The sequence below is a fragment of the Aurantimonas sp. A2-1-M11 genome (assembly GCF_036549475.1).
Classification (GTDB): domain Bacteria; phylum Pseudomonadota; class Alphaproteobacteria; order Rhizobiales; family Rhizobiaceae; genus Aurantimonas.
In genome coordinates, this window is record NZ_JAZHLI010000020.1 from 19,609 (window position 1) to 32,739 (window position 13,131).

Annotated in this window: 12 protein-coding genes; 10 read left to right on the forward strand and 2 right to left on the reverse strand. The window is 66.9% G+C overall.

Translation table 11 applies throughout. The annotated features are described in order from the left end of the window. Positions 1-101 precede the first annotated feature (101 nt). Genes cpaB through VQ042_RS11085 form a run of 7 tightly spaced genes read left to right on the forward strand, consistent with a single transcriptional unit; the run spans position 102 to position 8,112 of the window. Entirely contained in the window at positions 102-920 is an 819-nt protein-coding gene (gene cpaB / locus VQ042_RS11055) for a Flp pilus assembly protein CpaB (protein ID WP_331819132.1), read from the forward strand. Further along, complete coding sequence (locus VQ042_RS11060; protein ID WP_442880067.1) at positions 917-2,542, forward strand: type II and III secretion system protein family protein; 1,626 nt, start codon at positions 917-919, stop codon at positions 2,540-2,542. Before cpaB ends, VQ042_RS11060 begins: the two co-directional genes overlap by 4 nt. Before the next feature lie 20 nt (positions 2,543-2,562). After that, complete coding sequence (locus VQ042_RS11065) at positions 2,563-3,273, forward strand: CpaD family pilus assembly protein (RefSeq protein ID WP_331819136.1); 711 nt, start codon at positions 2,563-2,565, stop codon at positions 3,271-3,273. Positions 3,274-3,290: 17 nt separating this feature from the next. Next, a complete protein-coding gene (locus VQ042_RS11070) occupies positions 3,291-4,565 on the forward strand; it encodes an AAA family ATPase (RefSeq protein ID WP_331819138.1) in 1,275 nt (424 codons plus the stop codon). 8 nt (positions 4,566-4,573) lie between these two features. Next, on the forward strand, positions 4,574-6,058 hold the full coding sequence (locus tag VQ042_RS11075; RefSeq protein ID WP_331819140.1) for a CpaF family protein: 1,485 nt from the start codon (positions 4,574-4,576) through the stop codon (positions 6,056-6,058). A gap of 2 nt (positions 6,059-6,060) precedes the next feature. Next, positions 6,061-7,068, forward strand: a complete 1,008-nt coding sequence (locus VQ042_RS11080) for a type II secretion system F family protein (protein ID WP_331819142.1) — start codon at positions 6,061-6,063, stop codon at positions 7,066-7,068. Positions 7,069-7,122: 54 nt separating this feature from the next. Beyond that, the gene (locus VQ042_RS11085; protein ID WP_331819144.1) at positions 7,123-8,112 is read left to right on the forward strand and encodes a type II secretion system F family protein; all 990 of its coding nucleotides are present in this window, start codon (positions 7,123-7,125) and stop codon (positions 8,110-8,112) included. A 218-nt stretch (positions 8,113-8,330) separates the two neighbouring features. Here VQ042_RS11085 and VQ042_RS11090 read toward each other — a convergent pair whose 3' ends face one another. Further along, entirely contained in the window at positions 8,331-9,149 is an 819-nt protein-coding gene (locus VQ042_RS11090) for a tetratricopeptide repeat protein (protein ID WP_331819146.1), read from the reverse strand. A gap of 127 nt (positions 9,150-9,276) precedes the next feature. Between VQ042_RS11090 and VQ042_RS11095 the strand changes: the two genes are divergently transcribed. From VQ042_RS11095 to copM, 3 genes are all read left to right on the forward strand, one after another. Beyond that, positions 9,277-10,686 carry a leucyl aminopeptidase family protein gene (locus VQ042_RS11095; RefSeq protein ID WP_331819148.1) on the forward strand — a complete coding sequence of 470 codons (1,410 nt, stop codon included), beginning with the start codon at positions 9,277-9,279 and terminating at the stop codon, positions 10,684-10,686. 66 nt (positions 10,687-10,752) lie between these two features. Continuing rightward, the gene (locus VQ042_RS11100; RefSeq protein WP_331819150.1) at positions 10,753-11,631 is read left to right on the forward strand and encodes a C40 family peptidase; all 879 of its coding nucleotides are present in this window, start codon (positions 10,753-10,755) and stop codon (positions 11,629-11,631) included. A 163-nt stretch (positions 11,632-11,794) separates the two neighbouring features. Further along, positions 11,795-12,160 (forward strand): CopM family metallochaperone, encoded by a 366-nt coding sequence (gene copM / locus VQ042_RS11105; protein WP_442880068.1) that lies wholly within the window; start codon positions 11,795-11,797, stop codon positions 12,158-12,160. A 27-nt stretch (positions 12,161-12,187) separates the two neighbouring features. On the opposite strand, the gene VQ042_RS11110 is transcribed toward copM, so the two are convergent. Continuing rightward, the gene (locus tag VQ042_RS11110; protein WP_331819153.1) at positions 12,188-13,129 is read right to left on the reverse strand and encodes a 2-hydroxyacid dehydrogenase; all 942 of its coding nucleotides are present in this window, start codon (positions 13,127-13,129) and stop codon (positions 12,188-12,190) included. Positions 13,130-13,131: the final 2 nt, after the last annotated feature.

A 13,131-nucleotide genomic window follows, 5' to 3' on the forward strand; every position in this document is an offset into this window, starting at 1 on the left:
CGCAACGAGACAGGTTTCGTTAACCATACATTGAGAGTTTGTCGGCGATAACCGTTGCGAACAGCCGCATGGTCGCGGCCTCGTTTGCGAGGAGTTGCCCGATGAATCTAGCCCGCATGGCAGTTGTGGCGGTCGCTTTGGTCGCAGCGGCGGGTGCGGCATTCGTCGCCTTGAACCTGGAGCCCGAGAAGGTCGAGCCGGTGATCATCACCGCGGCGCCGGCCGAGCCACCGATCAAGCTCGCCGACGTCCTTGTCACGTCCCGCGACCTGTCGATGGGGGAGGCGGTCGACGACGCGCTCGACTGGCAGAGTTGGCCCGAGGACGGCATCGGCCCGACGCTGATCCGCAAGTCCGACCGACCTGACGCGATCGAGAAACTCAAGGGCTCGCTCGCCCGCCAATCCTTCTTTGCCGGCGAACCGGTGCGAGAGTCCAAGCTGATCCGCTCGGACCAGGGCTTCATGTCGGCCGTTCTGCCGGCCGGCAAGCGCGCCGTCGCCGTCCAGATTGCGGCCGAAACGTCGGCCGGCGGGTTCATCCTCCCGAACGATCATGTCGACGTCATCATGACCCGCCGGGTCTCAGGCGCGGAGAACCGCGGCGACCAGGTGTTGACCGAGACCGTGCTGCGCAACCTGCGGGTTCTCGCCATCGACCAGACCATCCAGGAGCAGGACGGCGAGAAGGTCGTGGTCGGATCGACCGCGACCCTTGAGGTCGACCCGGACCAGGCCGAAGCCCTGACCGCCGCCCAGCAGATCGCCGACCGGCTGGTGCTGTCGCTGCGCGCCCTGGCCGATTCCGTCCCGGGTTCTCCAGGCTATGCCGCCTTCCTGCTCGCCCAGGAAAACGCCCAGAACGGCAAGATCCGGGTCGTGCGCTACGGCCAGTCCTCCGAAATCACCACCAAGGAATGACGGGCACATCGATGAACCATTCGAGAGGATCAGACATGCTACGCGCCCGGCTTCGCAAACTGGTGGTCGTCATGGCCGCTGCGTCCACGGCACTTGCGCCGCTCGCGACCTTGCCGGCCCGTGCCGAGCAGACGGTGGTGAATGTCCGGCAGGGCAGCCAGTCCGTCAATCTCGGGCTGAACAAGACCAAGGTCATCGTCCTGGAGGCCGACGCCCACGACATCCTTGTCGCCAATCCGGCGGTCGCCGATGCGGTCACCCGTGACGCACGCCGCATCTACATCTTCGGCAAGCAGATCGGGCAGACGAACATTGTCGTCTTCGACCGCCAGAATCGCCAGATTGCTTCCATCGACCTGAAGATCGAGCGCGACATCACCGGGCTCGAGGCCACGATCCGCAAATACGTCCCGTCCTCGGTGGTCCAGGTCGAGATGCTGAACGACAATGTCGTTCTGAACGGCACGGTGCAGACGCCGCAGGACGCGGCAAAGGTCGAGCGTCTGGCACGGCTGTTCGTGACCGGCGGCGAGGGCACGACCGGCCAGTACATCCAGCAGGCGACCGCATCGGGAGGTGCCGGTGGCGGCGACGGCGACGTCGGCTTTGCCCAAGAGGAACGCCGGCAGAGCCAGATCGTCAATCTCCTGCAGATCCAGGGCGAAGACCAGGTTACGCTGAAAGTCACCGTGGCCGAGGTCCAGCGTTCGGTTGTCAAGCAGCTCGGCTTCAACGGTTCGGCATCCGACGGAATCTCTTACGGCAATATAGACAATCCATTTGGACTCGGGAAGACGATCGCCGACAACATCGTAAGCGCTGCCGGCAGCATTGGCGGCTTCGATGTCGCGGGCCAGCTCAATGCCATGGAACAGGCTGGCGTCATGCGAACCTTGGCCGAACCCAGCTTGACGGCAATTTCGGGTGAGAAGGCCAGCTTCAAAGTCGGCGGCGAGTTCTCGGTTCCCTCGGGCCGCGACGTCACGCAGGAAGTGCCAGAAACACGAGACGTCGTCGGGGTCAATCCGATAACAGGTTTGCCCATCTACAAGACGACTCCGAAAGTTCCGGGATTCGTTACTTATGAGAGCCGCGAGATTGACTACGGCATCGGTCTCGACTTCACGCCCGTCGTGCTTTCTCCAGGCCGCATCAGCCTCAAAATTCGAACCAGTGTTTCTGAACCGACATTCGAGAGTCCGTTCAACATTTCTGGCGACAAGTATGGACCGGGCGTCGGCGTCATCGGCATCAGGAAGCGTCTTGCTGACACGACGGTCGAGCTGCCATCCGGCGGCTCGCTGGTGATCGCCGGGCTGGTGCGTGACGAAGTTCGCCAGGTGATCTCCGGAACGCCCGGGCTGTCGAAGATCCCGGTGCTCGGGACGCTGTTCCGCTCGCGCGACTTCCAGCGCTACGAGACCGAGCTGGTGATCATCGTCACGCCCTATCTGGTGCGGCCGGTTCCGCGCCAGGCGCTGGCCCGCCCGGACGACGGCTTCGCCCTGTCGAGCGACGGTGCCGCCAACTTCCTCGGCCGCGTCAATCGCGTCTACGGCCACATGGAAACCAAGCTGCCGCCCGGCCGGTATCACGGCGTCGTCGGCTTCATCTACAAATGACCGGTTCTGGGAGATCGCAGGTGCAAGACCGTTCGCAGATCATCGGCCGCCGCCGCCCCCGCACGTCCCTGGCCGCGTTGTTGCCGCTGGCCGCGGTGCTCGTCGCCAGCGGCTGTGGCAACATCCACAATGTCGAGGTCGGGTCGATCCCGGACGACTACCGGACGCGGCACCCGATCGTGGTATCGGAGGACCAGGAGGCGTCGGACATCCCGATCGTGATGTCCGACGCCCGCCTGTCCTATGCCAATCGCGGCCGTGTCGAGCATTTCGCCGACCGCTTTCGCGCCTCGGGTGCCGATTCCATCCAGGTGATGCTGCCGACCGGCTCGGCGAACCAGTATGCTGCCGAGCGGGTCTCCCACGAGATCGTCGAAGCGCTCCGTGGCCGCTACATCGAGCGCGACCGCATCTTCGTGCAGCCTTATTCGGCGGTAGGGGCAAGCGGTCCGACGCCGATCCGGCTGGCCTATTCGACGCTGGTCGCCAAGACCGGCCCCTGCGGCCGCTGGCCGGACGATCTGACGGACACGTCGGAAAACAAGAACTACTTCAATTTCGGCTGCGCCAGCCAGCAGAACCTCGCCGCGCAGATCGCCGACCCGCGCGACCTGCTGTCGCCGCGCGGCGTCGATTCCATCGATGCCGGCCGGCGCACCACGGTGCTCGACAATTACCGACGCGGCGAGCCGACGGCGACCCCCGCCGGTTCCAGCGATGTCAATTACTGATGGGAGCCGCGGAAACCATGCAAACTGCTTTGCGCGCTGCGCCGGACGCCTCTCACGACGAAGCCGCCGGGCTCGAGAATGTTCGGCCGATTCCGCGCATCTCCATCCAGGCCTTCTGCGAAAGCGAGGCCGTCGCCAAGCCGATCGAAAATGCCGGCGGGGACCGGCGCATGGCCAAGGCGCACATGCGCGTCAACATGGGCGGCATCCGGGCCGCGGTGGAGCATTTCTCCGGCGCGCCGACGCCCAATCTGGTGATCCTGGAATCGAAGCTTCCGCCGCTGGAACTCATCGCCGAGCTGGAATCCCTGTCGGAGGTCTGCGACCCGGGCTCCAAGGTCGTGATCATCGGCCACTACAACGACGTCGCGCTGTATCGCGACCTGGTGCATCGGGGCGTCTCGGAATATCTGGTCGCGCCGATCTCGATCGCCGACATCATGGCAGTCATCGGCTCGCTGTTCACCGCGCCCGATGCCGAGCCGCTCGGCCGCTCGATCGCCTTTGTCGGCGCCAAGGGCGGCGTCGGTTCCTCGACCATCGCGCACAATCTGGCCTGGTCGATCTCCAAGCTGTTCTCCAGCGACGTGGTGATCGCCGATCTCGACCTGCCCTTCGGCACGGCCAACATCAATTTCGACCAGGACCCGGCCCAGGGGATCGCCGAGGCGGTGTTCTCGGCCGAGCGCATGGACGACACCATGCTCGACCGGCTCCTGTCGAAATGCGCCGAGCATCTGTCGCTACTCGCTGCGCCTTCGATGCTCGACCGGACCTACGACTTCTCCACCGACGCCTTCACGGCGCTGATCGAGACCGCCCAGCGCGGTGCGCCGGTGGTGGCGCTCGACATTCCGCACGTGTGGAACGACTGGACCCGAAGCGTGCTCGCCTCGGCCGACCAGATCGTGATCACCGCCACGCCGGATCTTGCCAATCTGCGCAACGCCAAGAATCTCGTCGACATGCTCGCCAAGCTGCGGCCCAACGACCCGGTGCCGCACCTGATCCTCAACCAGCTGGCGATCCCCAAGCGGCCGGAGATCTCCCCCGAGGAATTTGCCGATCCGCTCGGCCTCGAGCCGATCGCCCAGATCGCCTTCGATCCGCAGGCGTTCGGCAACGCGGCCAATAACGGTCAGATGCTCGCCGAACTCGATGGCAAGCATCCGGCCGTGGAGGCATTCGAGCACGTCGCCCACGTGCTGACCGGACGCAGCACGGCCAAGAAGCCGAAGAAGCAGGGTCTTCTCAACCGGCTGCGCCACAGCGGCAGAGCGACCAGGGAGTAGCGGCAGCGATGTTCGGCAAACGCGGAAGCGAGACCAATACCAGCACCGGCATGGGTCTGTCCTCGACCCTGCCGAAGCCGGCGGCAGCGCCGGTCGCGGCGCCCCCGCCGCGCGAGCCCGTGTCGCGTGCACGCGTGGCCCCGGCGCCCGCGGCCGAGCCTCGGGCACCGGTCGCCAGCGATACCTCGGCGGCGGTGCGGCCGGACAGCTACTACGCCCGCAAGGCCGAAGTGTTTGCCGCCCTGATCGACACGATCGACCTGTCGCAGCTGGCGCGGCTCGACGCCGAGAGCGCCCGCGAGGAAATCCGCGACATCGTCAACGACATCGTCGCGATCAAAAGCTTCGCCATGTCGATCTCCGAGCAGGAGGACATGCTCAGCGACATCTGCAACGATGTCCTCGGCTACGGGCCCCTGGAGCCGTTGCTGGCGCGCGACGACATCGCCGACATCATGGTCAACGGCGCCCGCCAGACCTTCATCGAAGTCGCCGGCAAGGTCCTGGAGACCAATGTCCGCTTCCGCGACAACCAGCAGCTCCTGAACATCTGCCAGCGCATCGTCAGCCAGGTCGGCCGGCGCGTCGACGAGACCTCGCCGATCTGCGACGCGCGCCTGCCCGACGGCAGCCGCGTCAACGTCATCGCACCGCCGCTGTCGATCGACGGCACCAGCCTGACCATTCGTAAGTTCAAGAAGGACAAGCTGACCCTCGATCAGCTTGTCCAGTTCGGCGCGATCTCGCCGGAAGGCGCGCAGATCCTGCAGATCATCGGCCGGGTGCGCTGCAACGTCGTGATCTCCGGCGGTACCGGCTCGGGCAAGACGACGCTGCTGAACTGCCTGACCCGCTACATCGACACCGACGAGCGGATCATCACCTGCGAGGATTCGGCCGAGCTGCAGCTCCAGCAGCCCCATGTCGTGCGGCTCGAGACCCGCCCCCCGAACATCGAGGGCGAGGGCGAGATCACCATGCGCGACCTGGTCAAGAACTGCCTGCGCATGCGGCCCGAACGCATCATCGTCGGCGAGGTCCGCGGACCCGAGGTCTTCGACCTCCTGCAGGCGATGAACACCGGCCATGACGGCTCGATGGGCACGATCCACGCCAACTCGCCACGCGAGTGCCTGAACCGCATGGAATCGATGATCGCCATGGGCGGCTTCTCGCTGCCCTCGCGGACCGTCAAGGAGATCATCGTCGGCTCCATCGACGTGATCGTCCAGGCCGCCCGCCTGCGCGATGGTTCGCGCCGGATCACCCACATCACCGAAGTGCTGGGCATGGAAGGCGACGTGATCACGACGCAGGACCTGTTCGTCTACGACATGAACGGCGAGGACGCCCAGGGACGGATCCTCGGCCGGCACCGCTCGACCGGCATCGGCCGGCCGGCCTTCTGGGACCGGGCCCGGTACTACAACGAGGAGCAGCGGCTCGCAGCGGCCCTCGACGCCGCCGGTGTCGACGAGACGGCGGGGCTCTGACGATGGGCCCGGCTGGCGTTGTCCTGTTCATTCTCCTCTCGACGGTCGCGGCCGGCGGGCTCGCCTTCGCCTTTCTGCAGCCGCGGATCGTCAAGGAACGCAAGGTGGAGAACCGCCGCGCGCAATATACGCGCGACGACAGCGAACGCCGCTCGCTCAAGGTCGCGCGCGACCGGTTGAAGGAGCAGGACAAGCGGCGCAAGACGATCCAGTCGTCGCTCAAGGAGCTCGAATCCCGTCACAAGGAGCGCGACAAGCACACCGGCAAGCTGACCCTGCAGCGCCAGCTCGAACAGGCCGGATGGAAGCTGTCGGTCAAGCAGTTCGTGCTGTTCAGCATCGTGCTGGGCCTGGTCAGCACGATGGTCGCGGCGATCTTCGGTGCGCCGCTCCTGCTGCTCGTCGGCGCCGCCGTCGTCGGCGGGCTCGGTCTGCCGCGCTTCCTGCTGGCGCGGGCGCGCAAGAAGCGGTTCCAGAAGTTCGGCGAGGAGTTTCCCAATGCCATCGACCTGATCGTGCGCGGCGTCAAATCCGGTCTGCCGCTGAACGACACCCTGAAGATCGTCTCCAGCGAGACGATGGAGCCGGTGCGCAGCGAGTTCCGCAAGATCATCGAGAGCCAGCAGATGGGTGTGCCGATCTCCGAAGCGGTCGAGCGGCTCTATCGCAACATTCCCACCTCGGAGGCGAACTTCTTCGCCATCGTCATCGCCATCCAGTCGCAGGCCGGCGGCAACCTGTCGGAAGCGCTCGGCAATCTGTCGGCGGTCCTGCGCGACCGCAAGAAGATGCGGGCCAAGGTCCAGGCGATGTCGATGGAAGCCAAGGCGTCCGGCGGCATCATCGGCGCGCTGCCCGTGATCGTGGCCGGTCTCGTCTACATCACGACGCCCGATTACATCTCCGTCCTGTTCACCTCGGGTACCGGTAATCTGATTCTTGCGGTCTCGGCCGTGTGGATGGCGACCGGCGTCTTCGTGATGAAGAAGATGATCAGCTTCGAGTTCTAGGGCCGACCGGCGCCGGGCCATCAGGCGCAGCCGAAGCGGAAGGTGCAGACGCAGATGAATTCGATGTTCGCGCTACTCGGGATCACCCCGGCGGTCGCCGCCAGCGTGGTCATGGCGATTGCGGTGTTCACCACCTTCATCGCCATCGCCATGCCGATGCTGGCCGGCAACCAGCTCAAGAGCCGGATGAAGGCGGTCGCGCTGGAGCGCGACGAGATGCGGGCGCGCGAACGGGCGCGGATGGCGGCCGAAAACGACCGGGGGCGCTCGGGCCTGCGCCAGCAGGACAGCAAGGGCATCGCCAGCTTGGTCGTCGAGCGGCTCAACCTGCGCAAGGCCCTGGCCGACGACAAGACCGTCTCGAACCTGCGCAATGCCGGCTATCGCGGCCAGCGCCCGCTGACCCTCTTCCTGTTTGCCCGCGCGGTGTTGCCGCTGGTCGTGTTCGCGGTGGCCCTTTTCTATGTCTTCGGTCTCGGCCTCCTCCAGTCGAGTCCGCCGATGCTGCGCGTCGCGATCTGCCTGGGCGTCGCCTATGTCGGCTTCATCGCGCCGGTCCTCTTCGTGCAGAACCGGGCCACCAAGCGCCGGCTGTCGATCACGCGGGCCTGGCCGGACGCCCTGGATCTGCTGCTGATCTGCGTGGAATCGGGCAATTCCATCGAGGCGGCCTTTCGCCGGGTGGCCGAGGAGATCGGCATCCAGTCGATCCCGCTGGCCGAGGAACTGGTGCTCGTCTGCGCCGAACTGTCCTATCTACCGGACCGAAAGGTGGCCTACGACAATCTGGCCGCACGTACGGGCATCGACGGCGTGCGCACGGTCTGCACCGCGCTCGTCCAGGCCGAGCGCTACGGCACGCCACTCGGCACCGCGCTGCGCACGCTGTCCCAGGAAAACCGCGACCAGCGGATGAATCTCGCAGAGAAGAAGGCCGCCGCGCTGCCGCCGAAGCTGACGGTGCCGATGATCGTGTTCTTCCTGCCGGTGCTGTTCGCCGTGATCATCGGACCGGCGATCATCAAGGTCATGGCCGTCCAATAGAACCGCCGGGCAGGGGCCGAGGTCAAACGAAGGGCTGCAACCGAGGTCGTGTTCGCCTCCGGCACGCCGCCGGAGAGTGATCCAGGCAGCCGGCCGAACAGGCTTTCGTGCAGTCTTGGGGATCGCATCGCGGCCCGGTATCACACCAGAAACGAGGAAGGGCGCGGCTGGCCGGCCGCGCCCTTCCTCGCGTGTGTGTGTCGGTGTCGACCGGCCGGTCAGTTCTCGGCGCGGTCCTTGTCCTTGAGCATCGACCAGGTGTCCTGCTGGGACAGCATCGCCTTCAGGAAGGCGACATTGGCCTCCGCCTCAGACGGCGACAATTCGCTGGTGGCGATCTTCTCGGCCTCCTCGAAGCGGCCCTGCAGGCCGACGACCAGTGCCAGGTTCTGGCGCACGCGGCTGTCGCTGCCGGGCTGGGCGGCGGCGGACCGCAGGTAGGATTCGGCCGATTTCAGATCGCTGCCGAGGAGATAGGACATGCCGAGATTGGACAGAATCGTCGGCTCGTTGGGCTGCATGTCCAGCGCCTTGCGGTAAAGCGTGCGCGCGCCGGCCTGCTGGCCCATCTGGTCGAGGATGGCGCCCTCGGCGGAATAGAGGCGCCAGTCCGGATAGTCGGGGGTCTGGGCCCTGCGGATGGTCTCCAGCGCCTTGGGCAGGTCACCGGCAGCCGCCAGGGCCTTGCCGTAGGCAGCGAGAACGTCGCGATCCTTGGAATGGGCGATCGCCATCTGCTGCATCACCGCCAGCGACTGGTCGTTGCGGCCGGCCATCTGCAAGGCTGCGGCATAGGAGAGGCCGGTCGGCTTGTCCTTGGGATTGCGGTCGTAGGCGGCGCCATAGGTGCGGACCGCCGACTGGAGCTCGGTCGAGTTCATCTGCGCCACGGTGCGGCCCTGCGCCGGGCGCTGGATCGAACCGGTGGTCTCGTTGGAGACCGAGCCGCAGCCCTGGACGAGCAGCAGTGCGAGGCCTGCACCGAGGAGCAACCCCTGTTTCGCACGGCGTACCGAACTAGTTCCGCGCCCGACCATGATCTCTCCTGTCCCGCCTGCACGCCGATCCCTGTAAATACGGACCGGCCTTCGAGGATGAGAGTATTTCGTTAACCCTAATGACCGGTTAATCCCGTGTCCGGACGCAACCCAGGAAATGCCCCCGATGACGATCACCCTTTCGAGCGACAATGCCGCGACCGCGCTGCCGGTCTGGACCGCGACCAGAGGCGGCCTCGACGATCTGCCGGAACCGGCGCGGCGCTGGGCGCAGGCGACGCGGTTCACCGCGGACGCAGGCCAGGTGCTGTTCGTGCCGGATGCCGCGGGGGCGACGGCCGGCGCCATCCTGGGCCTTGGCAAGACGGCCGGCACCCGGGAAGGCGAGGCGCAGCGTCGCGCGCTCGCCGCCGGAGCGCTGGCAACGCATCTGCCGTCGGGCGACTGGCGCCTTGCGGAGGCCACCGATCTCGACGGATCGCTTGCCGCGCTTGCCGTCCTTCTCGGCGGCTATCGCTTCGATCGCTATCGCACGGAGGGCAGGAACGAGGCGGGCAAGACCGACATCCGCTTCGGTGCGCCCGCCGGTGTCGACGCCGACGAGGTGCGGGCGCTGGCGGCGGGCGTGTCGCTGACCCGCGACCTGATCAACACGCCGACCAGCGACATGGGGCCGGCGGAACTGGAAGCGGCCGCTCGCGCACTTGCGGGCGAGTTCGGTGCAGCGGTGACGACGATCGAAGGCGACGCCTTGCTGGCCGAAAACCTGCCGATGATCCACGCCGTCGGCCGGGCCAGCGCATCGGCGCCGCGGCTCGTCGACATGCGCTGGGGCCCGGCCGACGGGCCGAAGGTGACGCTCGTCGGCAAGGGCGTGTGCTTCGATACGGGCGGGCTCGACATCAAGCCTGCCTCAGGCATGCTGCTGATGAAGAAGGACATGGGCGGCGCGGCCAACGTCCTCGGCCTTGCCCGCATCATCATGTCCTGCGGCCTGAATCTGCGGCTGCGCGTGCTGATCCCGGCAGTGGAGAATTCGATCTCGGCCAATGCCTTCCGACCCGGCGACGTACTGACCAGCCGCAAGGGCAGGACGGTCGAGATCGGCAACACCGATGCCGAGGGCCGGCTGGTGCTGGCCGACGCCCTGGCGCTGGCCGACGAGGAGGCGCCGCAGCTGCTCATCGACATGGCGACCCTGACGGGCGCTGCCCGCGTGGCCCTGGGGCCGGACCTGCCGCCCTTCTTCACCGACGATGGCGGCTTTGCCGACGAGCTGTCGTCCGCAAGCCTCGCGGTGGCCGATCCGGTCTGGCGCATGCCGCTCTGGGCCCCCTACGCCGCCAATCTCTTCTCGCGCGTCGCCGACATCAACAATGTCACCAGCGATGGCTTCGCCGGGGCGGTGACCGCCGCTTTGTTCCTGCAGGGGTTCGTCGAGAAGGCGCAGAGCTGGTCGCATTTCGACGTCTATGGCTGGCGACCCAAGGCAAGCCCGATCGGACCCGTCGGCGGCGAGGCCCACGCCATCCGGGCGCTCTATCAGGTGCTGAAGGCGCGCTTTCCGCGCGGCTGAGATCCGCACCGGCGGCCGCCTCGTCCGGCGGTCGCCGGCAGCACTGCCCGTGAACCCGAGGACCCCATGACCGAATCCCTCGATCCCCGCCTCAACGCCATGCGCCCCGATCTGGCAGATCGCCGGCTCGAAGGGCAGGTCACGGCGGACCGGTTCGTCGAGGGAGCCTTGCGCCGGATCATTGCCCCGCTCGCGCCGGTGCGCCGACATCCTGCCGGCAACGCGCCGCTCGACACCGAAGCCCTGTTCGGCGAGATCGTGACCGTCTTCGACGAGGACCAGGAAGGCTGGGCCTGGGTGCAGCTTCAGCACGACGCCTATGTCGGCTACGTGCCAAGTGCCGCGCTCGGGGCGCCGGGCGCGTCCCCGACGCATCGGGTCAGCGTGCCGCGGACGCTGGTGTTTCCGGGCTACGACATCAAGCTGCCGCCGCTGCACGACCTGCCGATGGGCGCGAGGGTGGCGGTGGTCGGGGCCGGGGAGGACCACAACGCCTCCTATGCCCGTATCGAGCCGGCCGGCGCCGTCGTCACCCAGCATATCGAGCCGGCCGGCAACGTGGCCGGTGACTACGTCGCCATTGCCGAGCAGTTTCTTGGCGTGCCCTATCTGTGGGGTGGCAAGAGCGCCTCGGGCATCGACTGTTCCGGGCTTGTCCAGATCGCCTGCCAGATGGCCGGGATCGATGCGCCGCGCGACACCGACATGCATGAGCGCGGGCTCGGCACCCGCATTGCCGGCGTCGAGGCCCTGCAGCGCGGCGACCTGGTCTTCTGGAAGGGGCATGTCGGCATCATGCTCGACGGCACACGGCTCCTGCACGCCAATGCCCATCACATGATGACGGCCGTAGAGCCGCTCGCGGCCATGATCGAACGGCTGGACAACAAGGGCGCGCCGGTCACGAGCGTCCGCCGGGTTCGCGCCGCCGGGACGCCGCGATAGCGAACATCCGGTCGCCTCGCGCAAGGGTTATTTGACCTTGAGATCCCAGGGACGTTTCTCGTCTGGCATCACCATCGCGCATGGAGATCCTGTGATGAAGACCACGATGGTTGTTGCAGCCGCATGGCTTGTCGCCCTCGCCGGCGGCGTTGCCGCGCAGGGCATGTCCGATGGGGCAGCCGACGGGTCGGGCATGGATCACGGCGCCATGCATGGCACTGCGACGGAGCACGGCGCCATGGACGAGGCCAATCCGTCGGCCGCGGCATTGGACAGCCCGTCGAGCAAGGCGTTCATCGCGGCCACCGACCGGATGCACGAGGGCATGTCGGTGGCGCTGACAGGCGATGCCGACGTCGATTTCGTGCGCGGCATGATCGCCCACCATCAAGGCGCGATCGACATGGCCGAGGTCGAGCTGGAATACGGCAAGGATCCCGAATTGCGGGCGCTGGCCGAAGCCATCATCACCGCCCAGGAAGCCGAGATCGCCCAGATGAGCGCCTGGCTGGAGCGCAACGCGCGCTGAGCGGCGCCGCCGCTTCAGCCCGTTCCCTCAGTATCCCGCCGCGCGGTCCACCACGCCGCGCAGCGGTTCGCCGCGCTCATGGGCCGCGATCTGCCGCATGACCGCGGGAGCCAGTGCGTCGGGATCTGACACCGCGGCCGCATGGGGCGTGATGAAGACCCGGGGATGGCGCCACAGCGGGTGATCCGACGGCAGCGGCTCGACATTGAAGACGTCGAGCGAGGCTTCCATCAGCGTCTCCTGTTCAAGCGCATCGAGGATCGCGGCCTCGTTCTGCAGGCCGCCGCGCCCGGCATTGATCAGCACCGGCCCGCCCAGCGGCGTCTGCCGCTTGAGCCGCGACAGCAGTCCGGCGTCGATGATGCCGCGGGTCTCGGCGGTCAGCGGCAGCAGCACGACCAGAATGTCGGATGCCGCCAGAAAGCCGTCCAGACCGTCCTGCCCGGCATGGGTGTCGATCCCGTCGATCGCCTTCTCAGTGCGGCTCCAGCCGGCGACCTGGAAGCCGAGGACGCGCAACTTCCGGGCGGCATCCTGCCCGAGTTCGCCCAGGCCCATGATGCCGACGGTGATCTCCCTGGCGGCGGGCTGCATGCGCTCGTGCCAGATCGTCTGGACCTGCTGGGCGCGGTAGGCGCGGCCGCGGCGGAAATGATCGAGCACCCGCCAGACGACATATTCGCTCATCCGGCTGGTGAGGTCTTCGGCGACGATGCGCACCACCGGCACGTCGGGCAGGCCCCGGTCGGCGAAGATGTGGTCGACGCCGGCACCGAGCGAGAAAACCGCCTTCAGGTTGGGCAGGTTCTCCAGAAGGCCCGGCGGCTGCTTCCAGACCACGGCGTATTCGATCGCCGGGTCGTCCGAGCGGGCGGGCTCAAGGACGATGTCGCGGTCGCCGTCGGCCGCTTCCAGCGCGGCGCGCCAGCGCATCGGATCGAAGCCGGTCACGGACAGAAGAATGGTCATCG

Excerpts from the sequence above, each read along its gene's own strand:
- VQ042_RS11075 (WP_331819140.1), top strand. The coding sequence starts at position 4,574 with ATGTTCGGCAAACGCGGAAGCGAGACCAATACCAGCACCGGCATGGGT.
- VQ042_RS11060 (WP_442880067.1), top strand. The coding sequence starts at position 917 with ATGACGGGCACATCGATGAACCATTCGAGAGGATCAGACATGCTACGC.
- VQ042_RS11095 (WP_331819148.1), top strand. The coding sequence starts at position 9,277 with ATGACGATCACCCTTTCGAGCGACAATGCCGCGACCGCGCTGCCGGTC.
- copM (WP_442880068.1), top strand. The coding sequence starts at position 11,795 with ATGTCCGATGGGGCAGCCGACGGGTCGGGCATGGATCACGGCGCCATG.
- VQ042_RS11100 (WP_331819150.1), top strand. The coding sequence starts at position 10,753 with ATGACCGAATCCCTCGATCCCCGCCTCAACGCCATGCGCCCCGATCTG.
- VQ042_RS11110 (WP_331819153.1), bottom strand. The coding sequence starts at position 13,129 with ATGACCATTCTTCTGTCCGTGACCGGCTTCGATCCGATGCGCTGGCGC.
- VQ042_RS11085 (WP_331819144.1), top strand. The coding sequence starts at position 7,123 with ATGAATTCGATGTTCGCGCTACTCGGGATCACCCCGGCGGTCGCCGCC.
- cpaB (WP_331819132.1), top strand. The coding sequence starts at position 102 with ATGAATCTAGCCCGCATGGCAGTTGTGGCGGTCGCTTTGGTCGCAGCG.
- VQ042_RS11080 (WP_331819142.1), top strand. The coding sequence starts at position 6,061 with ATGGGCCCGGCTGGCGTTGTCCTGTTCATTCTCCTCTCGACGGTCGCG.
- VQ042_RS11090 (WP_331819146.1), bottom strand. The coding sequence starts at position 9,149 with ATGGTCGGGCGCGGAACTAGTTCGGTACGCCGTGCGAAACAGGGGTTG.
- VQ042_RS11070 (WP_331819138.1), top strand. The coding sequence starts at position 3,291 with ATGCAAACTGCTTTGCGCGCTGCGCCGGACGCCTCTCACGACGAAGCC.